This is a genomic window from Pantoea sp. SGAir0183, assembly GCF_043545505.1.
The window spans coordinates 388,283-410,587 of sequence record NZ_CP028053.1 but is presented as its reverse complement, the minus strand read 5'-3'; the positions used below and the strand labels follow the sequence as shown (position 1 = coordinate 410,587).

General features: G+C 54.6%; 22 protein-coding genes. 3 read left to right on the top strand and 19 right to left on the bottom strand.

Annotated features, from left to right (window positions below):
• The 5 genes from C1N59_RS01870 to ppiA form a co-directional block, all read right to left on the bottom strand.
• Complete coding sequence (locus tag C1N59_RS01870) at positions 1 to 1,221, bottom strand: bifunctional acetylornithine/succinyldiaminopimelate transaminase (RefSeq protein WP_394550236.1); 1,221 nt, start codon at positions 1,219 to 1,221, stop codon at positions 1 to 3.
• An 88-nt stretch (positions 1,222 to 1,309) separates the two neighbouring features.
• On the bottom strand, positions 1,310 to 1,885 hold the full coding sequence (locus C1N59_RS01865) for an aminodeoxychorismate synthase component II (protein WP_006122311.1): 576 nt from the start codon (positions 1,883 to 1,885) through the stop codon (positions 1,310 to 1,312).
• A 161-nt stretch (positions 1,886 to 2,046) separates the two neighbouring features.
• Positions 2,047 to 2,646: a putative adenosine monophosphate-protein transferase Fic gene (locus C1N59_RS01860; RefSeq protein WP_006120990.1), complete on the bottom strand. Its 600-nt coding sequence runs from the start codon at positions 2,644 to 2,646 to the stop codon at positions 2,047 to 2,049.
• Positions 2,636 to 2,806, bottom strand: a complete 171-nt coding sequence (locus C1N59_RS01855) for a YhfG family protein (RefSeq protein ID WP_394550235.1) — start codon at positions 2,804 to 2,806, stop codon at positions 2,636 to 2,638. Before C1N59_RS01855 ends, C1N59_RS01860 begins: the two co-directional genes overlap by 11 nt.
• Before the next feature lie 78 nt (positions 2,807 to 2,884).
• Positions 2,885 to 3,457, bottom strand: coding sequence for a peptidylprolyl isomerase A (gene ppiA / locus C1N59_RS01850; RefSeq protein ID WP_033741562.1), 573 nt, complete (start codon positions 3,455 to 3,457; stop codon positions 2,885 to 2,887).
• A 259-nt stretch (positions 3,458 to 3,716) separates the two neighbouring features.
• On the opposite strand from ppiA, the gene tsgA reads away from it, so the two are divergent.
• Positions 3,717 to 4,895 carry an MFS transporter TsgA gene (gene tsgA / locus C1N59_RS01845; protein WP_006120993.1) on the top strand — a complete coding sequence of 393 codons (1,179 nt, stop codon included), beginning with the start codon at positions 3,717 to 3,719 and terminating at the stop codon, positions 4,893 to 4,895.
• Positions 4,896 to 4,931: 36 nt separating this feature from the next.
• On the opposite strand, the gene C1N59_RS01840 is transcribed toward tsgA, so the two are convergent.
• From C1N59_RS01840 to pilM, 13 genes are all read right to left on the bottom strand, one after another.
• Positions 4,932 to 6,215 carry a cytosine deaminase gene (locus C1N59_RS01840; RefSeq protein WP_394550233.1) on the bottom strand — a complete coding sequence of 428 codons (1,284 nt, stop codon included), beginning with the start codon at positions 6,213 to 6,215 and terminating at the stop codon, positions 4,932 to 4,934.
• Positions 6,216 to 6,568: 353 nt separating this feature from the next.
• Entirely contained in the window at positions 6,569 to 7,573 is a 1,005-nt protein-coding gene (trpS, locus tag C1N59_RS01835; RefSeq protein WP_033741566.1) for a tryptophan--tRNA ligase, read from the bottom strand.
• A 17-nt stretch (positions 7,574 to 7,590) separates the two neighbouring features.
• Positions 7,591 to 8,268 carry a phosphoglycolate phosphatase gene (locus C1N59_RS01830; protein WP_394550232.1) on the bottom strand — a complete coding sequence of 226 codons (678 nt, stop codon included), beginning with the start codon at positions 8,266 to 8,268 and terminating at the stop codon, positions 7,591 to 7,593.
• A complete protein-coding gene (rpe, locus tag C1N59_RS01825; protein ID WP_006120997.1) occupies positions 8,252 to 8,935 on the bottom strand; it encodes a ribulose-phosphate 3-epimerase in 684 nt (227 codons plus the stop codon). Before rpe ends, C1N59_RS01830 begins: the two co-directional genes overlap by 17 nt.
• Before the next feature lie 66 nt (positions 8,936 to 9,001).
• Positions 9,002 to 9,814: an adenine-specific DNA-methyltransferase gene (dam, locus tag C1N59_RS01820; protein ID WP_006120998.1), complete on the bottom strand. Its 813-nt coding sequence runs from the start codon at positions 9,812 to 9,814 to the stop codon at positions 9,002 to 9,004.
• Between the two features lie 96 nt (positions 9,815 to 9,910).
• On the bottom strand, positions 9,911 to 10,966 hold the full coding sequence (locus C1N59_RS01815; protein ID WP_394550231.1) for an SPOR domain-containing protein: 1,056 nt from the start codon (positions 10,964 to 10,966) through the stop codon (positions 9,911 to 9,913).
• Positions 10,967 to 11,037: 71 nt separating this feature from the next.
• A complete protein-coding gene (gene aroB, locus C1N59_RS01810; protein ID WP_033741570.1) occupies positions 11,038 to 12,126 on the bottom strand; it encodes a 3-dehydroquinate synthase in 1,089 nt (362 codons plus the stop codon).
• Between the two features lie 38 nt (positions 12,127 to 12,164).
• Positions 12,165 to 12,686 (bottom strand): shikimate kinase AroK, encoded by a 522-nt coding sequence (aroK, locus tag C1N59_RS01805; protein WP_033741572.1) that lies wholly within the window; start codon positions 12,684 to 12,686, stop codon positions 12,165 to 12,167.
• Positions 12,687 to 13,049: 363 nt separating this feature from the next.
• Complete coding sequence (gene hofQ / locus C1N59_RS01800; protein ID WP_205952375.1) at positions 13,050 to 14,321, bottom strand: DNA uptake porin HofQ; 1,272 nt, start codon at positions 14,319 to 14,321, stop codon at positions 13,050 to 13,052.
• Positions 14,254 to 14,652: a HofP DNA utilization family protein gene (locus tag C1N59_RS01795; protein ID WP_205952376.1), complete on the bottom strand. Its 399-nt coding sequence runs from the start codon at positions 14,650 to 14,652 to the stop codon at positions 14,254 to 14,256. Before C1N59_RS01795 ends, hofQ begins: the two co-directional genes overlap by 68 nt.
• On the bottom strand, positions 14,639 to 15,127 hold the full coding sequence (gspM, locus tag C1N59_RS01790) for a type II secretion system protein GspM (RefSeq protein ID WP_205952377.1): 489 nt from the start codon (positions 15,125 to 15,127) through the stop codon (positions 14,639 to 14,641). The genes C1N59_RS01795 and gspM overlap by 14 nt, the downstream gene beginning before the upstream one ends.
• Positions 15,120 to 15,662, bottom strand: coding sequence for a PilN domain-containing protein (locus C1N59_RS01785; protein WP_394550230.1), 543 nt, complete (start codon positions 15,660 to 15,662; stop codon positions 15,120 to 15,122). The genes gspM and C1N59_RS01785 overlap by 8 nt, the downstream gene beginning before the upstream one ends.
• Complete coding sequence (gene pilM, locus C1N59_RS01780) at positions 15,662 to 16,468, bottom strand: pilus assembly protein PilM (RefSeq protein ID WP_394550229.1); 807 nt, start codon at positions 16,466 to 16,468, stop codon at positions 15,662 to 15,664. The genes C1N59_RS01785 and pilM overlap by 1 nt, the downstream gene beginning before the upstream one ends.
• Positions 16,469 to 16,584: 116 nt before the next feature.
• On the opposite strand from pilM, the gene mrcA reads away from it, so the two are divergent.
• On the top strand, positions 16,585 to 19,137 hold the full coding sequence (mrcA, locus tag C1N59_RS01775; RefSeq protein ID WP_039342670.1) for a peptidoglycan glycosyltransferase/peptidoglycan DD-transpeptidase MrcA: 2,553 nt from the start codon (positions 16,585 to 16,587) through the stop codon (positions 19,135 to 19,137).
• 62 nt (positions 19,138 to 19,199) lie between these two features.
• On the opposite strand, the gene nudE is transcribed toward mrcA, so the two are convergent.
• The gene (gene nudE / locus C1N59_RS01770) at positions 19,200 to 19,766 is read right to left on the bottom strand and encodes an ADP compounds hydrolase NudE (protein ID WP_006121006.1); all 567 of its coding nucleotides are present in this window, start codon (positions 19,764 to 19,766) and stop codon (positions 19,200 to 19,202) included.
• 387 nt (positions 19,767 to 20,153) lie between these two features.
• Between nudE and C1N59_RS01765 the strand changes: the two genes are divergently transcribed.
• Positions 20,154 to 22,289 carry an intracellular growth attenuator family protein gene (locus tag C1N59_RS01765; RefSeq protein ID WP_039342672.1) on the top strand — a complete coding sequence of 712 codons (2,136 nt, stop codon included), beginning with the start codon at positions 20,154 to 20,156 and terminating at the stop codon, positions 22,287 to 22,289.
• The last annotated feature ends 16 nt before the right edge of the window (positions 22,290 to 22,305 follow it).

Genomic DNA, 22,305 nt, shown 5'->3' with positions numbered 1-22,305 from the left:
TCAGGCAGCCAGGACTTTCCCGGCCGCTTTGGCAAAGCGCGCCATGCCTTCTTCAATATCGGCGGGTTCAATAATCAGTGAAGGGGCAAAACGCATCACATCCGTACCAGCCACCAGCACCATAACGCCTTCAGCCGCGGCGGCATTGAGGATATCGCGTGATTTTCCGGCATGTTGCGGCTTCAGGGCCGCGCCTACCAGTAAGCCTTTGCCGCGAATATCGCTAAACAGATCGTAACGGGCATCAATCGCCTTGAGTGCCTCGACAAACTGCTGACGACGGGATTCCACGCCGTTCAGCACGTCTGGCGTATTGATCAGATCCAGCGCGGTTTCAGCAATCGCACAGGCCAGCGGATTGCCACCATAGGTGGTGCCATGCACGCCAGGAGCCATCGTTGACGCCACCTCCTCAGTGGTCAGCATCGCGCTGACAGGAAAACCACCGCCCAGCGCTTTCGCCGAAGTCAGAATGTCTGGCGTGACGCCGTAGTGCTCATAAGCAAACAGCTTACCGCTGCGCCCCATACCGCTCTGAACTTCATCCAGCACCAGCAACGCCTGATGTTTATCGCAGAGCTCACGCAGCCCCTGCATAAATTCTGGCGTGGCCGGCATGACGCCACCTTCACCCTGAATGGGCTCAACGACAATCGCACAGGTGTGGTCGTCGATAACGGCTTTCACTGCCGCCAAATCGTTGAATGGCACATGCACAATGTCAGCGGGTTTCGGGCCAAAACCGTCGGAATATTTTGGCTGGCCGCCTACCGTGACCGTAAACAGCGTCCGGCCATGAAAGGCATTATGGAAGGCAATAATTTTGCTTTTAAACGGGCTATGACGTTTACAGGCATAATAACGCGCCAGCTTAAACGCGGCCTCGTTGGCTTCTGCGCCGGAGTTGGCAAAAAACACTCTGTCCGCGAAGGTGGCGTTAATCAGTTTGCTGGCCAGGCGCAAAGCCGGTTCATTGGTGAACACATTGCTGGTGTGCCACAGGGTTTCGCCCTGTTTCTTCAGGGTTTCAATCAGCGCCGGGTGACAATGGCCCAGCGCGGTGACGGCAATCCCACCCGAGAAGTCGATATACTCTTTACCCTGCTGATCCCACACCCGGCTTCCTTTGCCTTTTACCGGTACAAACTGCGCAGGTGCATAAACAGGCAAAATAACCTGATCGAACGTTTCCCGTGTTACCGCAATGTTTTCCGCTGCCATTGACAACCTCGCAAACTGATGAGTTGATTCGTGATGAAATAATAATCATGAAATATGCATAAAAAATCACTTAAAGGCAAACACAACTTTACTGTTGCAGGAAATTAGCGAGCAATTGATGTCCCTGTTCGCTGAGGATACTTTCAGGATGAAACTGCACGCCTTCCAGTGCCAGCGTTTTATGGCGGATGCCCATAATTTCGTCGGGCTGACCGTCACGTAAACTCCATGCGGTGACGTCAAATTCATCAGGCAGCGTATCGGCTTTCACAATCAGCGAGTGATAACGCGTTACGGTCAGCGGTTGATTCAGACCGCGAAATACACCACAGCCGTTATGCTGAACAGCAGACGTCTTACCGTGCATGACTTCGCGCGCACGCACGACCTGCGCACCAAACACCTGGGCGATGGCCTGATGCCCCAGACAAACGCCCAGCACCGGCAGGCGACCGGCGAAGTGGCGAATGGCCTGTAATGAGATCCCGCTCTGATCGGGCGTACAGGGGCCGGGTGAAATCACCAGGTGGGTTAACGGCAACGCCGTCATTTCATCCAGAGTGATGGCATCATTTCTTACCACCTGAACGTTCGCGCCCAGTTGGCAAAAATACTGGTACAGGTTCCAGGTGAAAGAATCGTAATTATCAATAAGCAGCAGCATGGTTATGATTTCAGGCAGATCAGAAGGATACGTACAAGGCCCGGCATCCGGAATGAGGACCAGAGCCGTATCTTATCATTCGGTGTGACGTGAGTGTGATGTGAGGAAAACAGACTACCAGGCGCAGGGAGACGCGCTCGCCTCCCTGGCGGGAACGGGGTTCAGACAGGATGCGCTTCGCTGACGATGCTGGCAAAGACGTCTTCCAGCGGTTGTAAATCCCCTGCCGCACCGGCCTGACTGGCGCTGACCCACTCTTCCGGATTCAGTTTTTCCCATTCCAGCAGGTAACCTGCATGCAGGGCCAGTTGCTCAAAGAAAATACGCTGCGCCCGGCCATTACCTTCGCGAAAAGGATGAAGCATATTGATTTCGCAATAATACCAGGCGACGCGTTTCGCAAACTCAGCTAAAGGCAGATCGGCCAGGCCGTTCTCTTCTTCTAGCGCGGCCATGAGTGCATTACCCTCTTTTTCGATATATTCGAAGTGACAAAAAGGGGTTTCGTCGCGCCAGATGTCCAGCGTGCGGAGTTCGCCAGCCCAACTGTAGACATCCTGAAACAGCGTACGGTGAATGTGACACAGGTAAGGCAGGCCGATTTTGGGTGGGCCCAGTTCAAGTGTGGCAAGCCGGGCGGCGCTAAAGCTCAGTTCTGCTTTACGTAACTGTGCTTCATCATGAATATCGAGACGGTTTTTGAGGACCGTGTCGTTTTGCCACAGGTAGGGATCCTGCGTGACGGCAGTATTAGCAGCCATATTGCCTCCTTAAAGAGGTCAGACGGGCTTCCGCCTCTTCACCCTTAACCTCCGGTTCCGTCAGGGTAAAGCCTTCAAGCCGACAGCTTGCCCGATAGCTGGCATTCCGCCGCTGTCGCCAGAGCGCTGCCTTCTGTTTGTCTGTAAGTGTATTTGCCATACCGCCTCCTGCTCAGGTTTGCCCTAAGTATAAGAGCAAATTTTCCCTTTGCCGGAAACGGGATGGCAATCAAGACAATCAGGGCAGGACTTTTGCCGACAAAATGACCACCGGCTTGACGGGAACATTCTGGTAAGGCCCGACATCTTTGGTTGGCACCTGAGAGATTTTGTCCACGACGTCCTGGCCCTTCACGATCTTACCAAAGACGGCGTAGCCAAAATCGCGCTGACCATGATCCAAAAAGGCGTTGTCAGCGACGTTCAGAAAGAACTGGCTGGTGGCGCTGTCTTTGTCGGAGGTGCGCGCCATGGAGATGGTGCCGCGCAGGTTGCGCAGACCATTATCCGCTTCATTTTTGATCGGCGCATTGGTTTGTTTTTGCTGCATTTCATTGGTAAAGCCACCGCCCTGAATCATAAAACCCGGGATAACGCGGTGAAAAATCGTGTTGTTGTAAAAACCACTGTTAACGTAATCAACGAAGTTTTTAACGGAGATCGGTGCTTTTTGATTATTCAGTTCGAGTTCGATGTTACCGGCAGAAGTGGTCAGCAGGACATGCGTATCACCTTTGGCCGCTAAAGCTGAGGCAGAAACAGAAGAGAGCGCTAACAGGGCAACTGCCGCTGTCAAAGTACGTTTAAACATGAGTAATTCCTTACTTTGGAGAGCTAGCTCAAAAACGATATTGATTGTAAAGAGCATGTAATACAAGAGCCAGCGTTTTACCTATATTTACGCTAAACGCACCCAAAAACGCCTGAAAAAGATTGCTTCCGCTTCGTGATTAAAATCACAGTATTGATGAAATGAATGACAACAGTTTTCACTCTTAGTTTATTAAGATCACGGTTCCGTTTACAATTTCTGCCGCTTCAGCGCTCCCGCTTCCCAACAGGTTCAGAACATGACAAATCGTAATCGTATCGGCCTTACCTGGATTAGCTTTCTTTCCTATGCGCTCACCGGTGCCCTGGTGATTGTCACCGGTATGGTAATGGGTGATATCGCGAAAGATTTCCAGATTCCCATCGACAGTATGGGTAACACCTTCACTTTCCTGAACAGTGGCATCCTGGCTGCCGTTTTCCTTAATGCCTGGTTGATGGTCATTGTGCCGCTCAAACGCCAGTTGATTTTTGGCTTTGTGCTGATGGTATTAGCCGTTATCGGACTGATGACCAGCCGGGATCTGTCGGTATTTTCGCTGTGCATGTTCGTACTGGGCGTCGTCAGTGGTATCACCATGTCGATTGGGACGTTCCTGATTACCCACATGTACGAAGGCCGCCAACGGGGTTCACGCCTGCTGTTCACGGACTCCTTCTTTAGTATGGCTGGCACCATTTTCCCGATTCTGGCCGGCATTTTACTGGCACGTCATCTGCCGTGGTACTGGGTTTACGTCTGCATTGGCGTCATTTACGTCGGTATTTTTATCATGACGTTATTCGTGGAGTTTCCGGTTCTGCGTAAGCCAGAGAACAGCCCAACGGTTGAAAAAGAAAAATGGGGACTGGGCGTACTGTTACTGGCGATTGCCGCCTTATGCTACATTCTTGGCCAGCTCGGCTTTATTTCCTGGGTGCCTGAATATGCCACCAAAGTGATGGGCATGAATATTGATGATGCCGGTCAACTGGTAGGAAGCTTCTGGACCGCTTATATGGTCGGCATGTGGGTATTCAGCTTCCTGCTGCGCTTCTTCGATCTGCAACGTATTCTGATGGTACTGGCAGGACTGGCCACGGTGCTGATGTACTGGTTCGTAAGCAGCCAGGATGCAAGCATGTTGCGGTGGATTATTCTGACGCTGGGCTTCAGCTCAAGCGCGATCTATACCACCATCATTACGCTCGGCTCTCTACAAACCAAAGTCGCGTCTCCCAAGCTGGTTAACTTTATTCTGACCTGTGGCACCGTGGGTACCATGCTGACCTTCGTCGTTACGTCACCCATTGTGAAAAACAGCGGCGTGCACAGCGCGCTGCTAACGGCAAATGGCCTGTACGCCGTGGTGTTTATCATGTGTGCGTTGCTGGGCCTGGTGACCAAACACCGCTCGCACGGTCATATCACGCATTAATCCTCTCAGGGCGGCGGCAACGCGCCGCCCTTTGCTTCAACGCCTGAAGGTCACCGCTTCCCACATTTCCAGACAGATTTTGCTCTCTGCGGGCTGCGTCGCCGCGATGACCTTTCCACGCCGAAGCGAATAACGCACCGGCACCTGCCGCCTGACCGCATCAAAACCGTTTTCTGCGGGCAGAATGATAAAACTGGCGTCATGACCACGCTGAATACCGTACTCTGCTAAATTCAGCGTGTTGGCACTGTTGCGTGTAATCAGATCGAGCCCGGCATTAATTTGCTCGTACCCCATCAGCTGACACACATGTAATCCCATATGCAGCACCTGAAGCATATTGCCTGTACCCAGCGGATACCAGGGATCGAACACGTCGTCATGGCCAAAACAGACGTTAATCTCCGCCTCCAGCAGCTCTTTCACCCGGGTAATGCCGCGGCGTTTGGGATAGCTGTCAAAGCGACCCTGTAGGTGAATATTCACCAGGGGATTGGCAACAAAGTTGATGCCGGAGAGCTTCAGTAAGCGAAACAGACGAGAAGTATAAGCCCCGTTATACGAGTGCATCGCTGTGGTATGGCTTGCCGTGACGCGCGCACCCATCCCGTCACGGTGTGCCAGCGCGGCAACGGTTTCGACGAAGCGTGACTGCTCATCGTCAATTTCGTCACAGTGCACGTCCACCAGCCTGTCGTAACGGTTGGCCAGCGCGAACGCTTTATGCAGGGATTCCACGCCGTACTCCCGCGTGAACTCAAAATGGGGAATCGCGCCGACGACATCCGCGCCGAGTCGCAGCGCTTCTTCAAGTAGCGCTTCGCCATTAGGGTAAGACAGAATGCCTTCCTGCGGGAACGCCACGATTTGAATCGTGATCCAGGGCGCCATCTCCGCTTTCAGTTCCAGCATAGCCTTGAGGGCGGTTAACGTCGGATCGGACACATCCACATGCGTGCGCACAAACTGTATGCCATTCGCGATCTGCCATTTCAGCGTTTGCATCGCGCGCCGTTTTACATCCTCATGACTTAATAAGGCTTTCCGCTCTGCCCAGCGCTCAATACCTTCAAACAGCGTGCCGGACTGATTCCAGGCCGGTTCACCCGCCGTTTGGGTGGTATCCAGGTGAATATGAGGCTCAATAAAAGGCGCGTACGCCAGGCCGCCTTCCGCATCGAGTGCTGCGCCCTCGGCTGACAGCTGCTGAGGCTGCGCCGTGATGCGGGCGATTTTTCCTTCCACGATCTCTATCTGCCACAGCCCTTCCCGGGTGGGCAAACGCAGATTGTTTATCCAGCGAAGTGGTGCTGTTGTCATTCCGGGCTCCTCATGCGTTAAGCGCTGCGAAGTAAAGCTAACACGATCTCTCTGCCCTGCTCCAGATGACTTTATTCGTTATTTAAATCACTTAGCGCGTACGAGGCCGAACCGGCGCCCTGCCTCTGCGGACAGGTCAGGCGCGGGAGCAAAAGGTCGGGGACGAATAAGATGACATGATTACCGAAAGCGAAACGCAAGAAGGGTTGGCACACGTTCCGCTCCGTTTGCGCGTGGTACCTGGCCGTCATTTTCCTTTGTCGGCAGTGTGGTCAGCCTGCGCCGCCCATTACGCCGGGGGGAAAATCAAAACGGCGAGCCTTCGCTCGCCGTTTGACTTACAACGTTACCGATCAGGGTTGAGAAACAAATCCGACCGCTTCATAGACTTTTTTCAGGGTTTCCTGCGCCTGGGCACGGGCTTTCTGTGCACCGTCACGCATCACCTTTTCCAGCAACGCCTCGTCGTTGCGGAAGCGATGATAACGTTCCTGCAGGTCTGTCAGCATGCCCGATACGGCTTCTGCGACCGCGCCTTTCAGGTGCCCGTACATTTTGCCTTCGAACGCCTGCTCCAGCGCGGTCACCGGCGTACCGGTTACGCCTGACAGGATGTCCAGCAGATTCGAGACGCCCGCTTTCTCTTTAATGTCATAACGGATAACCGGCGGCTCTTCAGAGTCGGTCATCGCACGCTTAATCTTTTTAACCACCGATTTGGGATCTTCAAGCAGGCCGATCACATTGTTGCGGTTATCATCCGACTTAGACATCTTTTTCGTCGGTTCCAGCAGCGACATCACGCGTGCGCCTGATTTTGGAATGAACGGCTCCGGCACCTTAAAGATATCGCCATACAACGCATTAAACCGGCTCGCAATATCACGGCTCAGCTCAAGATGCTGTTTCTGATCTTCACCCACCGGTACCTGCGCGGTCTGGTAAAGCAGAATGTCGGCAGCCATCAGCACCGGATAACTGAACAAACCCGCGTTGATGTTTTCTTCATAGCGTGAGGATTTGTCTTTGAACTGGGTCATGCGGCTCAGCTCACCGAAATAGGTGTAGCAGTTCAGAATCCAGCTGAGCTGCGTGTGTTCCGGCACATGCGACTGAACAAAGATGGTGCTCTTCTCGGGATCGATGCCGCAGGCCAGATAGAGCGCCAGCGTATCTAAGGTGGCTTTACGCAGTGCAACCGGATCCTGGCGCACGGTGATGGCGTGCAGATCGACGATACAGTAAATGCAGTGGAAATCGTCCTGCATCTGCACCCACTGACGCAGCGCACCCATATAGTTGCCAATGGTCAGTTCGCCGGACGGCTGTGCGCCGCTGAAAACGATGGGTTTGCTCATGCTTATGTCCTGATAAATTACAGCCCGATAGCGGGCAAAAGTTCGTCAAAAGAGTCAAGGGTCAGATTGGGCTGGCTGCTGGCAATAGGTTCACCATAGTTATAGCCAAACGTCATGCCGACATTGGGTACGCCGGCAGACTGCGCGGCCAGAATATCATTGCGTGAATCCCCGACAAACAGCAGTTGTGAGGGCAGCAGCCCCCATTTACCCAACACCAGAAAAATCGCGGCAGGATGCGGTTTTTTAACCACCACATCATCGCCACCAATAATCAACGAAAACGCCTGGTCGATTCCCAGCGATTGCAGCAGCGGCGCGACAAACGGCGTCGGCTTATTGGTCACAATCGCCATCGGCATGCCTGTGGCCTGTAACCGTGTCAGCGTCTCTTTGACCTGAGGAAACAGGGTACTGCCCGCCTCCACCGTGCTGGCGTAATGTTTGTCAAACAGCACACGCGCATCACGCTGCTCGTCCGGGTGTGGCTCGCGCCCGAGTGCCCAGGTCAGCGCACGGCACATCATAACGTCGGCACCATTCCCAATCCACGTTGACACGCGCGCCACGCCAGCAGCAGGCAACGCCAGGTCTGCCAGCGTCAAATCGATCGCATCCGCCAGCCCCGGCGCGCTGTCGACCAGCGTACCATCCAGGTCAAAGGCCAGCCCACGAATATCAGTGAAATGAGCCATTCGCTTTCTCCAGCTCGTTCCGCATATCGTCGATCACTTTCTTGTAATCCGGATGGCCAAAGATGGCCGAACCGGCAACGAACATATCTGCACCCGCTGCCGCGATTTGCGCAATGTTATCAATCTTCACACCACCGTCGACTTCAAGGCGAATGCTGTAGCCGCTCTGATCAATCCGCTTGCGCGCTTCACGAAGCTTGTCGAGCGTGCCGGGGATAAATGACTGACCACCAAAGCCGGGGTTCACCGACATCAGCAAAATGATGTCCAGTTTATCCATTACATAGTCGAGGTAGCTGAGCGGAGTGGCAGGATTAAAGACCAGGCCTGCTTTGCAACCGTGCTCTTTGATTAACTGCAGCGTGCGGTCAACGTGCTCGCTCGCTTCGGGGTGGAACGTGATGTAGGTCGCGCCAGCCTTGGCAAACTCGGGGATTAACGCGTCCACTGGCTTCACCATGAGATGCACATCGATCGGGGCTGTGATGCCATAGTCACGCAGCGCTTTCAACACCATCGGTCCCATTGTCAGATTCGGCACGTAGTGGTTGTCCATTACGTCGAAGTGAACCACGTCGCCTCCGGCCGCCAGTGCCTTCGCGGTGTCTTCACCCAGGCGAGCAAAGTCTGCCGAAAGGATGGAAGGGGCCAGCAAATATTGTTTCATCCGATTCTCCACTGTTGTGCGCCAGCATGATGGCTGGCGTAGTACCCTGGTCGCGGACGAAACAGACTAGCTATAGAGTGCCAGCAGTTCGTCGACCTTGGTGCGACCGGTTATGCTTCGGCTAATAGAACGCCGGACTTTGACCACATGTAACACGGCATCCTGATACCAGCAACGCGTCAGTTCCGTATCATGGTTAGAAATCAGGACCGGAATTTGACTCTCAGACGCCAGCTTTGCGGCCAGTTGCGCCAGATGCTGCTGCTCATGCAGGCTAAAACTGTTGGTGTGGTAAGCCGTGAAGTTAGCCGTTGCGGACAGCGGCGCGTACGGCGGATCACAATATACCACAGAGCCTTTTTGGGCATTGTTCAGGGTAACATCGTAGGATTCACAGACAAACGTCGCCTTTTGCGCCCGTTCGGCAAACCAGAGCAGCTCGGCTTCCGGGAAGTAAGGTTTACGATAGCGCCCAAACGGCACATTGAACTCACCACGCAGATTGTAGCGGCACAGGCCGTTGTAGCAGTGGCGATTCAGATAGAGGAACAGCAGCGCACGCTGATAAGCGTCATGACTGAGGTTAAACTCCGTGCGCAGTTGGTAATAACGGATTTCGCTGTTTGTTTCGCTGGTAAACAGTAAACGCGCATCGCGAATAAAATCCGCCGTGCGCGTTTTGACAATATTGTAGAGATTGATGAGATCGTTGTTGATGTCGGCCAGATGATAGCGATCAAAATCGGTGTTAAGAAACACGGAGCCCGCGCCAACGAAGGGTTCGATCAGGCAATCACCTTGCGGCAAATGACGGTGGATCTCTTCGACTAAGGGAAATTTTCCCCCCGCCCATTTCAAAAAAGCGCGATTTTTTTTCATGCTGTCGTGGTAATTACATCTTATTGTGAGGCTGTGGTTGAACCGACAGCAGATCTGCGCTTAAAACAGGGCCCGCATGGGCAGGCCCCACATCACTTATTGACTGGCTTCTTTCCTGACCTGACTGACCGGTTTCACCCAGGGATTCTGTGCACGTACCTCTGCAGGCAATGTCGCAACGGCACGCTTTGCGTCGGCCGGCGTGGCGTAAGAACCACTGACCAGCACATACCAGGGTTGACCATTGCGCGTGGTTTTATACACATGGTACGCACTCAGGTTTTGCTTCTTCGCCCAGGCATTCAGGCTTTCCGCTTTAGATGCGCCGCTCAACTGCAACGTGTAGTTGCCGCCCGGTACTGATTTGCTGGCCGTAGCGCTACTGCCCGCCGCTTTTGCCGGCGCGTTATTCACGGATGAGTGCGCTGGCGTTGTGTGGGTTTTATGCTCGCTGGCTGCGGGTTTAGACGCCGTTCTGGCAGGCTCACGCGTATGACGCGGCGTGACGGGTGCCTGCGCGGCGTTTTGACGACCTGTAGCGGGAAGACTCGCCGCTGCACCTGCTTTCCCGCTCACCGTAGCGGGTGCGGTCGGCAGAGAACTGCTGCCTTCTGCACCCTGTGCGGCGCCATCCACCTGCTGTTGCTGGTTGGTCAATGCGCTGTTCAGGTCGCCGGGTAATGTAATGCGTTGCTGATTAGCCGGGGTTTCAACCGGGGCTGCCTGCGTGGGTGTGGATGCAACCGGTGGCATGGAAATATCACGTGGCGCATTTGTCGCCCCCGCTGCCGGTTCCGCTCCTGCTGCATTCGGAGTGCCGGTGGAAGGCTGTGCTGTTCCCGTGGCGTTCTGACCGCCGCTCATGGCGGTGGAGCCGCTGAGATCAATATTTTTTCCGTTGCCCGATCCTGCGGCCCCGCTGGTGGCGGTGCCTTTGTCAGTAGAGAACGACGCGGATTTGCTGTCGTCAGCGCCGTTGAGCGCTGAGCCAATGCCCAGCACGAGCAGCAGCAACACAAGGATACCGACGCCCATCATGACGTGCTGGCGCGAGACCGGAGCTTTCGTCGCAGAGGACGATTTACGTGGGCGCGAGGGACGACGGTCACTGGCGTCAGGTTTTAACTCATCATCCGGTTTGAACTCATCCATTTTGCCTCCTCCGTAAAGCGGCCGTTCGCACTGCGCACCCGCGCGTCGCGTCACCACTTACCTGCTGAATATCAAGATTTCTGGCAGTCATTAATTGCCGCCATCACCATATCATGAGCCACGCCACCACGCACTTCAGCGCGGCCTATCGCCAAAGGCAGTATCAGACGTAATTCGCCCGCCAGCACTTTTTTATCGCGCATCATATGGGGCAAATAGTCTTCAGCCTGCATCTCAACCGGTCCGTGTACCGGCAAACCGGCGCGCTGTAGTAACGCAATAACGCGTTGGCAATCCTGTTCGCTGAACTGACCAAGACGTTGCGCGGTTCGCGCCGCCATCACCATACCAGCGGCAATCGCTTCACCATGCAACCAGTTGCCATAGCCCATATGCGCTTCAATGGCATGGCCAAAAGTATGACCCAGATTCAGTAATGCGCGCTGACCGTTTTCACGCTCATCCGCGGCGACAACCTCGGCTTTCAGCTCACAGCAACGACGGATGCACCAGGCCAGCGCGGCTTCATCCAGCGCCAGAAGGCGGTCAAGATTTTGCTCAAGCCAGTGAAAGAATTCACCGTCCAGAATGATGCCGTATTTAATCACTTCAGCCAGACCGGACGCCAGCTCACGCGGAGGCAGTGACCGGAGACATTCCGTATCAATCACGACCGAAGCGGGCTGGTAAAACGCACCTATCATGTTTTTGCCAAGAGGATGGTTAACCGCCGTTTTTCCGCCAACCGACGAGTCAACCTGAGACAGCAGCGTGGTCGGCACCTGAATGAACCGCACACCACGTTGATAGCTTGCCGCAGCAAAACCGGTAAGATCGCCAATCACGCCCCCACCCAGCGCCACCAGCGTGGTATCGCGCCCGTGGGGCTTTTGCAGGAGGGCGGTAAAAACCTGATCCATCACCGCCAGCGTTTTGTGCTGCTCACCGTCGGGCAAAATCACCTGATCCGTCTTCACTCCCGCCGCCTTTAGCCGCGCCGTGACCTTATCCAGGTAAAGCGGTGCCAGCGTCTCGTTCGTGACCAGCATGGCATTATCACCCGCTTTTAACGGCCAAAAAGAAGCCGGATCATTAAACAGTCCGGCGGCGATAGTGATGGGGTAACTGCGTTCCCCCAATGAAACGGTGATCTTCTCCATGATGCTCGATACCTGTCAAAGAGCTTTCAAACGTTGGATCAACTTTTTTCCAACATGTGGATAATCTGATTCGCCACCACTTTTGCACTTTGATCGTCAGTGCGGATGGTAACATCGGCGATCTCTTCATACAGCGGGTTGCGTTCAGCGGCCAGCGCTTCAAGTACTTCACGCGGTGGCGACTCGACCTGCAGTAAGGGGCGTTTTTTGTCACGCTGCGTACGTGCCAGTTGTTTCTCAATAGTGGTTTCAAGATAAACCACGACGCCGCGGGCGGAGAGACGATTACGTGTTTCCCGGGATTTTACGGAGCCACCGCCGGTCGCCAGGACGATGCCCTGCTTCTCGGTCAGTTCATTGATGATTTTTTCTTCACGATCGCGGAAGCCAGCTTCGCCTTCAACGTCAAAAACCCAGCCCACATCCGCTCCGGTGCGTCGCTCAATTTCCTGATCGGAATCGAAGAACTCCATATTGAGTTGCTGAGCCAACTGACGGCCAATAGTGCTTTTGCCGGCACCCATCGGCCCAACCAGAAAGATATTGCGTTTCTCTGCCATTTTGTCGGTATTACTAAGAATTCGTTAATGATACCCCGCTTTCAGCATTTTACTGGCGGGACAGGAACTGAGACCTCATGAGCGTTAGCAAGAGTCAGACGAAAAATTATCTCAACACTCAAGGCTGTTTGGCAACCGATTATATTGCTTACAGCACATCCATTTCTGAATTGGCCTGTTGTTCGCGAAACTGTAAGGCGTCAGTAAAGCGTTGTGACATGACTGCGTACAGAGGAATTCGCTCATCTGCTTGCCGGGTTCTTCCAACTCAGACGCTTACAACGTGTTAAAAATCGCTAAACCTTGTAAGCTAATTCCTGTCCTGCGTCAACGCAGTTAAACTTTAAGGGCACATTTTCCGTTTTATCGTGCCATAAGCGCTGCTTCCCTGACCAATCGCGGCGTCATGAAGATCACCAGCTCGCGTTTTTTATGTTCTTCAGCCTGCTGGCGGAATAATCCCCCCACGACAGGCAGACGGCCAAGTAACGGCACCTGCGTTTGCCCCTGAGTGCGCTGCTGATGGAAAATACCGCCCAGGGCCAGTGTTTGCCCGTCGTTAACCGTCACCTGCGTTTCCATTTCCTGCTTATCAATCGACAGCACCTGCGAGGCGCTGGTCTGAACCACGCGCCCCGGCACGTTCTGGCTGATACGTATTTTCAACTGAATGCGGCCATTGCCTAAAACGGTGGGCGTGACTTCCATGCCCAGCACCGCTTCTTTAAATTCGATACTGGTTGCGCCGCTGTTACCGGCTGAGACTTCATAAGGGATTTCGGTGCCCTGTTTAATCGACGCGGTTTGCTGATGCGACGTAAAAAGCCGTGGGCTGGCGATGATTTCAACCTGGTTTTCCTGCTCCAGCGCACTGAGCTCCAGATCCAGCACTCTGCCGCCTGTCCGCGACAACGTGACACCCAGCGAAACAGCGGGCGAGGTCAGCCCCAGGGGAATAGCCAGAAGCGGGTGATGTAAAGCCCGGCTGAGGCTTTCACTATCCTCAGACAGTCGCCAGTTGACGCCCAGCTCATGCAGATTCTCTTCACTAATCGTCACGATATGGGCCGCCAGCTCAACCTGCTCCAGCGGCACATCCAGCGCCTGAATCCAGCGCTCCGTGTCTTGCAGCGCCGGTTCAATGTCGCGCAGCAACAGGCTGTTGGTGCGCGTGTCCACAGAGGCGCTCCCGCGCGATGTCATAAGCGACTGGCGTTCCCCTTGCAGGCTGCGGTGCACCTCACTGGCACTGGCATAGAGCAGGTTGATCCTGCGCTGCATTAAAGGACGCTGCTGACGCGCTTCCGCCTGTTGCACCTTTTCTGCTTCGCGCCGCTGCTGCTGCCAACGCTCGGGATAAACCAGCAGAACGTTATCTTCTTCCAGCACAGTCAGTTGCGCCATCCGCGCGACCAGCGACAGTGCCTGTTGCCAGGAGACGTTGTCCAGCCGCAGTGACAGCGTTCCGTTAACCTCAGGGGAGATCATCAGGTTGATCTGCTGGTAATCAGCCAGCGCCTGTAAAATGCGCTCAATCGGCGCATCATCAAACGCGAGGCTCAGGCCCTCATCGGGGCTGGCGTGAGCGGGGATCTGGCAAAACAGCAGGAGGGTCAGAATCGCTATCCTTATCATGCAGGCGTCCTTTGAGATGAAACGTGAAACGTTGGGCCGGGCAACTGCCCGGAATAAATAGCTGAAGCGAACGGGAAGTAAACCGGAGGGTTTGCCAGGGGAACAACGGAAAAGGCTGGTCGCTCAAGACGTGGACGGATTTGCCCTGTGGCGTCAGTAGCCAGCCCTGAAACCGGGGAGCACGACCAATGATGCCCTGCAAACGCCATTCGCTGAGAGGTTCAACCTCCGCCAGGCAGGCCGCGCCAGGAAGGGGACGAAACGGATCCCGTGCCTGCGCAACGCCAGCACCACAGCTGAGTAACAGCAGAACAACACTAAGGGGTTTCATCAGCGTCCAGCCAGAGTTGCGCCACCAGATAGTCAGAATGAGCGGTTAACTGAAAGCGATCAGGAAACGCCGTTGCAGACGTTGAAAGCGCAGAAAACAACGGCGGAAACTGGGCCCATTGCAGATGGAAAGTGAGGGCTCGAGGCTGTTCATCGGGCAGCCACTGCTCAAGCGCTGCACCCCGCTCTGCGATGATCGCCTCCAGCGTCGATGACGCGGCTGACTTTTCCATCTGAATCTGCTGAAGTTGTGCCTGTAAAACAGCAAGGGCGGGATAGTGAGCCAACTGTCGCTGCAGCTGTTGCAGGCGCACCTGCTGCTGCACGCATTGATGCCTGGCATCAGCCAGCACCCGTTTTTGCGGCTGTAGCACGGTCCACCAGGCCACACACAGCAGGCAGACCGCGCCCGCTAACAGGCTGCCATAACGCAGCGGTGGAGCTAACCGCATCCAGTGCCCGGTAAGGCTACTCACTAGTCGCCTCCTTAAGGCGAATATGCAAGACGAAGCGATACTCCCCTTCAGGCTGGCGTTGCACATTGCCTTGTTTGATCTGTGAAAACAGCGCCACATCGCTTAAGCGCTGGCGAAAGGCGCGAATCTCCTGCATATGCTGCGCTTTGCCCTCCAGTTGTAACGACGTTTCCCGTTTATCCAGTCGCGTTAACCACAGCCCGTCGGGCAGCAAAGCAGGCAACGCAAGCCAGAGTTGCTGCCAGACCTGAAACTGCCTGCTCTGCTGGTGCAGCCAGTGGCGGCGCTGCTGCGCCTCATCCAGTTGTTTCAGCAGTCGCTGTTGCTGCACCACCTGCTGTTCAGCGGCCTTAAGGGCATGACTGAGGCCGACATGCTGACGCTGAACCCGTCTGAGCGCCTTATGATCCCGCCAGCACTGCCCTGCCACCAGCAGCACGACCAGTCCTGACGTGACAGCCAGCATACGTAAGCTCTGACGCCGTTGACGCTGCCAGCGCCAGTGCCGCCAGGGAAGAAGGTTCACAGCGACCATCAGCAATCCTCTTTCCGCAACGCCAGCCCGGCGGCCAGGACGAAGGCCCCCGGATACGCGGGCAAAGGTGGCTGCTGATAGCGAAATGTTTGCAGGGGAGAGAACGGCACCGTGTCAGCCGGCGGCAATGCGTTATCGGCATCACAATAATAAAGCGACGTCGCGTGGGGAAAAGCCTGCTCACGTAGCGCGTCAAAATCGCCCTCTCCGGCAAAAAGTGCGGCGTTGACGCCATCGCTCCACAGGTAACGTGCATCCTGACGTAAAACCACTACACTTCCCGCAGCCAGTTGCGCCTGTTCTGCGACGATGTTGAGTGCGTTCGTCGCCAGTTCAAACACAGAGCATTTAAGGCCGGCCTGCTCCAGCGGTGTCCGCCACTGCGTAACGACATCCCGCCGTGCAGCCGTGACGCTTAGCCGTTCCAGGTTGGTATCGACACGGTAATCCAGGGCCAGTTCACTGGGGTCCACCGGGAAAAGACGCTGAGCGGATGCCCGGACAAAGCGGCCCAGTGCGGGTTCTTTTAAGGGCGGATCAGGCAGAGAAAGCGGTTGCTGTAGTGCCAGGTGCGCGGGAAGACAGACCCGTAACGTATAGCGCCGTGGTAACACCTTACGCCACTGGCTTAATACAGACAGCAATGCAGGGGAAGATTGCAGCACACCGTTTCTTAACGTATCTTGCGGCAGCCGTTGCTGCCACCAGTGGCATAATTGCCAACCCCGGCGACGACGCAGGATGGCAAGGGCACAGCACTGCCGGTTCTGAATATCCAGTCCAATTTGCCAGGTGTGAAAAGCCATGCGCGCGATCTCCTTATCGTCCGGAAAAATGGACATATCAAAGCGTCTGGCTTGCCTTTATACTACTGCGCGGTTGCTTATAAACTGCCCAAACGACAACAGATGGGAAATCTCAGGTGAAGTTCGTAAAGTATTTATTAATCCTTGCAGTGTGTTGCATCTTGCTGGGAGCTGGCTCGATTTATGGTTTGTACAAATATATAGAGCCCCAGTTACCCGACGTTAACACACTGAAAGATGTGCGTTTGCAAACCCCTATGCAGGTTTACAGCGCCGACGGCGATCTTATCGCCCAGTATGGTGAAATGCGCCGTATTCCGCTTAGCCTGCAGCAGGTTCCACCTGACATGGTCCATGCGTTTATTGCGACGGAAGACAGCCGCTTCTATGAGCATCACGGTGTGGATCCCATCGGGATTTTCCGTGCCGCCAGCGTTGCGCTGGTTTCAGGCCATGCGTCCCAGGGGGCCAGTACCATCACACAGCAACTGGCGCGTAACTTTTTCCTCAGTCCGGAACGCTCCCTGATGCGTAAGGTAAAGGAAGCCTTTCTGGCGATTCGCATTGAGCAGTTGCTGAATAAAGACGAAATTCTTGAGCTTTACCTGAATAAAATCTATCTCGGCTACCGGGCTTATGGCGTTGGCGCAGCCTCGCAGGTGTATTTTGGCAAACCCGTTGGCGAGCTGTCGTTGAGTGAAATGGCGACCATCGCCGGGCTGCCGAAAGCCCCGTCAACCTTTAACCCGCTGTATTCCCACAGTCGTGCTGTCGCCCGGCGCAATGTGGTGTTGGCTCGTATGCTGGACCAGAAATACATCACCCAGCAGCAATATGATGAAGCACGTAATGCGCCGCTGGTCGCCAGCTATCATGGCCCGAAAATCGTCTTCTCCGCGCCCTATCTGACCGAGATGGTGCGCCAGGAAATGGTGAAACGCTATGGCGATAATGCGTATACCGATGGTTACAAGGTTTACACCACCGTGACGCGCCGTCTGCAGGAATCCGCGCAGGAAGCCGTGCAGAACAACGTCATCGCCTACGATATGCGTCACGGCTATCGTGGCCCTACCAGCGTGCTGTGGAAAGTCGGCGAGCCAGCCTGGGGGCAAACGCAGATTGTTAAAGCATTAAAAAATCTGCCTCTGTACGGGCCGCTTCATCCGGCCGTCGTAACGCATGTCCAGAGTGACGAAGCCACCGTCATGATGAAGGATGGCAGCAATGTGTCACTGACGATGGCGGGCGTGCGCTGGGCGCGTGCCTTTAAATCGGACACAGTGCAGGGACCGACACCAAAAAGCATTGCACAGGTGCTTCAGCCGGGCCAGCAGATCTGGGTACGCCAGGTCGGCGATACATGGTGGCTGGGCCAGGTACCGGATGTGAACTCGGCCCTGGTTTCACTGGACCCTAATAACGGTGCGGTTCGCGCACTGGTCGGGGGCTTTGACTTCAACCAGAGCATGTTTAACCGCGCGACTCAGGCGCTGCGCCAGGTGGGTTCAAACATCAAGCCGTTCCTGTATACCGCGGCGATGGATCGCGGGTTAACGCTGGCCTCCATTCTGAACGACGTACCGATTTCTCGCTGGGATGCCGGTGCCGGTGCGGACTGGCGTCCAAAGAACTCTCCGCCCACTTACGATGGTCCGATTCGTCTGCGTCAGGGGCTGGGGCAGTCTAAAAACGTTGTTATGGTTCGTGCCATGCGTGCAATGGGCGTGGATTACGCCGCAGAGTATCTCCAGCGTTTTGGCTTCCCGGCACAGAATATTGTGCATACCGAATCGCTGGCCCTGGGTGCAGCGTCGTTCACACCGCTGCAGGTCGTGCGGGGCTATTCGGTCATGGCTAACGGCGGCTTCCTGATCGATCCTTATTTCATCAGTAAGATCGAAAATGAACAGGGACAGACCGTTTTCGAAGAGAAACCCAGAATTGCCTGTCCGCAGTGCAACTTACCGGTGATCTACGGTGAAACCAAAAAAGCGCTGGCGCTGAATGCGGAAAGCGTTGAGAACGTTGCCCCGTCCGCCCCACAGCAAAATCAAGCCGTGCCGCAGCCTGAGCTGGAGCAAGTGCCCGCCCAGCCTCAGCAGGGTGGCGAGCAGCAGTATGCGCCGCACGTGATTAACACACCGCTGTCCTTCCTGATCAAAAGCGCGCTGAACAGTAATATTTTTGGTGAGCCAGGTTGGATGGGCACCGGCTGGCGTGCCGGACGCGACCTGAAACGTAATGATATCGGCGGGAAAACAGGGACGACTAACAGCTCCAAAGATGCCTGGTTCTCGGGTTACGGCCCGGGCGTAGTGACCTCGGTGTGGATCGGCTTCGATGATGCGCGTCGCGATCTGGGTCGCAGTACGCTTTCTGGTGCCATTCCCGATCAGATTTCGGGCTATGAAGGCGGGGCGAAGAGTGCACAGCCTGCATGGGATGACTTTATGAAGGTGGCCCTTGAAGGTGTTCCTGTTCAGCCGTTAACGCCGCCTGAGGGCATTGTTACCGTGACCATTGACCGCAGTACGGGCAAGCTGGCCAATGGCGGAGGAAACACACGTCAGGAGTACTTTATCAACGGAACACAGCCAACTGAATATTCGGTTCATGATGCAGGTACGACCATCATGGACAATGGCGAAAGTCACGAACTGTTCTGATAAACGTGAGAGGCGGCCTGGCCGCCTCTCCGTTTTATACCGCCCGGAAATCTGGTGCTCAATCAGTAATGCAGACGGCCCTGCTTCACCAGCCACTCACGCACCATAAACAACGCACTGACGTTGCGCGCTTCGCGGAAATCAGGCTCCTGCAGTAACGCCAGCATGTTGCTTAACGGCCAACGGTGGACCACCAGCGGCTCAGGCTCATCCCCTTCCAGCTTCTCCTGGTAAAGCCCTTCTGCAACCACAATGTTCATCTTGCTGGAAAAATAGGACGGTGCCATCGTCAGTTTACCCAGCAAAGTCAACTGGCCAGCCCCGAATCCCGCTTCCTCTTTCAGTTCACGGTCGGCCGCCTGATTGACCGTTTCACCCGGATCGATTAAGCCTTTTGGAAAGCCCAGTTCATAGCTTTCCAGGCCCACGGCATACTCTTCGATCAGAATCAGATGATCATCAATAATGGGCACAATCATGACTGCCTCGCGTTCCGACGGTTTCATGCGTTCATAAATGCGCCGGGCGCCATTGCTGAAGGCCAGGTCGACCGCTTCGACAGTAAACAACCGTGAACGTGCTACGGTTTCTACATTGAGGATGTCAGGTTTTTTTAACGACTTTTTCATATCAGCCTCAAACTTGCTGCGCCAGCACTCCGTAGCGAATTAGCATACCTAACCGTGGAGCATTGTGCGACTCAATGACGTCATCCGGTTACGCAGCCCACGTTTTCTCTATGCAATAACGGCTCTATTTCGGGCACAAAAAATTTGCGTTAGTCAATATCTGCCTTCAAAATTCAGACAATGCCGATACAATACTATGTGCATGATAGTTACTATTCTGGCAGTGTGTGCTGTAATAACGCCTAATCAAATGATTTACAGTACAATTTTGTTTGTTGTTAAACTTGTCAGAGTTGTTTAACCTCCCATCAATCGCCTGAAATCAGGGGCGCGTCTGGGGACGTAAGTCTAAAGTGAAGGCAGTATTTTGGCTGAATTGAGCAAAGCATGAGCACAATAATTATTATATTGGCCTTAGTGCTAACCTGTTCAATTCTGGCAGGTATTGGATTTTGGTACGCTATGCGGCGCAGGCCGCCGTTGGCGAAACCATTGCCATTCATCAGCCCGCCCTGCCGTAAACTGACTGAAAGAGAGCGCAGAGCCGTAGAGCAGTATCTTGCCGCCCTGGAAAAACAACCCCGTATTCTCAGCCCTGGTGAATCCCGTCGTCGGCACGAAAAGCTGGTGCTGACCGCCCAGAGCAACAATGTTTATCCGGTTACCCGCGCGATTACCCGCTATGGGCTTTCCACCGACGATCCGCATAAGTGGCGCTACTATCTGGATGAAGTTGAAGTCCATTTGCCGCCGCTGTGGGAACAGTACATCACCGATGAAAATTACGTTGAGTTGATCCGTACGCAATCGATCCCACTCATCATTTCGTTAAACGGCCACTCGCTGGTGGATTACGCGATTGATCAGCAGTCACTGCCTAATCTGATACGTCCGGCATCCACAAATGCCTCTATCCGTAAGGCCGAAAGCGAAAACGTTGAGTTAGTTCGGGTGCGCAAAGAAACACTGGAAGAGTATCGACTGTCCCGCCCGGATGGCACGCGCGAGGCCGTTATCATCTCGTTTGCGTTGATGATGTTTTTTATTGGTTTGTTATTACCCACAAGTCTGATGATCTGGCTGGTGGTGATTGCCAGCGCGATGGTCGCCGCAAGTCTGTGGTTAATGTACCGGATTCCCGGTGAAAATGGTCTGCGTGAGATCCACTGCCTGCGCGGCGCGCCAAAACGCTGGGGCTTATTTGGCGAGTCCAATCAAGAGCAGAGCAACATCACGCTGGGAATTATCGACCTGATTTATCCTGCGCACTGGCAGCCTTACGTCGCACACGACCTGGGGCAGGTTACAGACGTCGAAATTTATCTTAACCGTCAGGTGGTGCGTCAGGGCCGTTTTCTTTCTTTGCAGGACGAGGTAAAAAACTTTCCGCTTCAGCGCTGGCGGAAAAATGTCGTTCTGGCCTGCGGTGCCTTTATTGTTCTGGCCTTCTTACTCACCTGGATACCGCTCAGTATGCCCATCAAGCTCAGCCTTGCATGGGTAAAAGGTACTGACAGCCTTGATGTCAGTAGCGTTAATCAACTGAGTCGTGAAGATTTGAAAGTGGGTGACAGCCTGAAGGTTACCGGGACCGGCATGTGTGCCGTGCCGGGCAATTATCAAAGCAATCGCACTTATATCTACATGCCGTTCGACTGCTCGCAGATCTACTGGAATAACGCTACGCCTCTGCCACTGCCTCACTCAGATATTATTGAGAAAGCCTCCGCGCTTCTGGAAACCACCACAAAACAGCTGCATCCCGAAACCAATACGGACCCCAAACTGAATCCGCAGTTAGCGTCTGCGATTCAGAAATCAGGCATGATTTTGCTGGATGACTTTTCCGATCTGGTGTTGAAAACGCAGGCGCTGTGCAGCCAGGCACAGGACTGTGTTCGGCTTAAAAACGCGTTGGTGAATTTGGGCAATGCCAAAGACTGGGACACATTAGTCAGCCGCGCCGATTCCGGTCAACTTAACGGGATGAATGTCCTGCTGCGCCCTGTCAGCGCGGAAGCGCTGGAAAATCTGGTGCACACCGCGACGTCGACCTTCTTTTATCGTGAAACGCGTCGTGCCACAGAAAATCTCAACAGCCCACCGCCGGGCGGGTTTGTGATTGTCAGCGACGAAGGGCATCAGTTAGTCAACCAGCCTCAGCCCGCGGTTCCCTTGTTTGATCTGGATGCGGCCTCACAATGGCAGGAGCTGCAACGTCTGTCCTCACTGCTGTTGCACACGCCGTTCAGCGCGACGGGCATCATCACGAACATCTACACAGATGCCAACGGCACGCGCCATATCGCCCTGCATAATGAACCTGATGCAATGGCAAAATGGCGCTATCTCGGTGCCGCCTTGCTGTTAATCGTGCTCCTGGCCTGTGGCCTCACTAACGGCCTGCTGGCGCTGCGTCGTATGCATCTGAATCGTCAGCGTATGCTCGCGATTCAGCAATACTACGACACGTGCTTTAACCCTTCCCTCAGCACTATACAGGGCGTGCGCTCCGTATTCTGACCGGCCTGCAACTGTG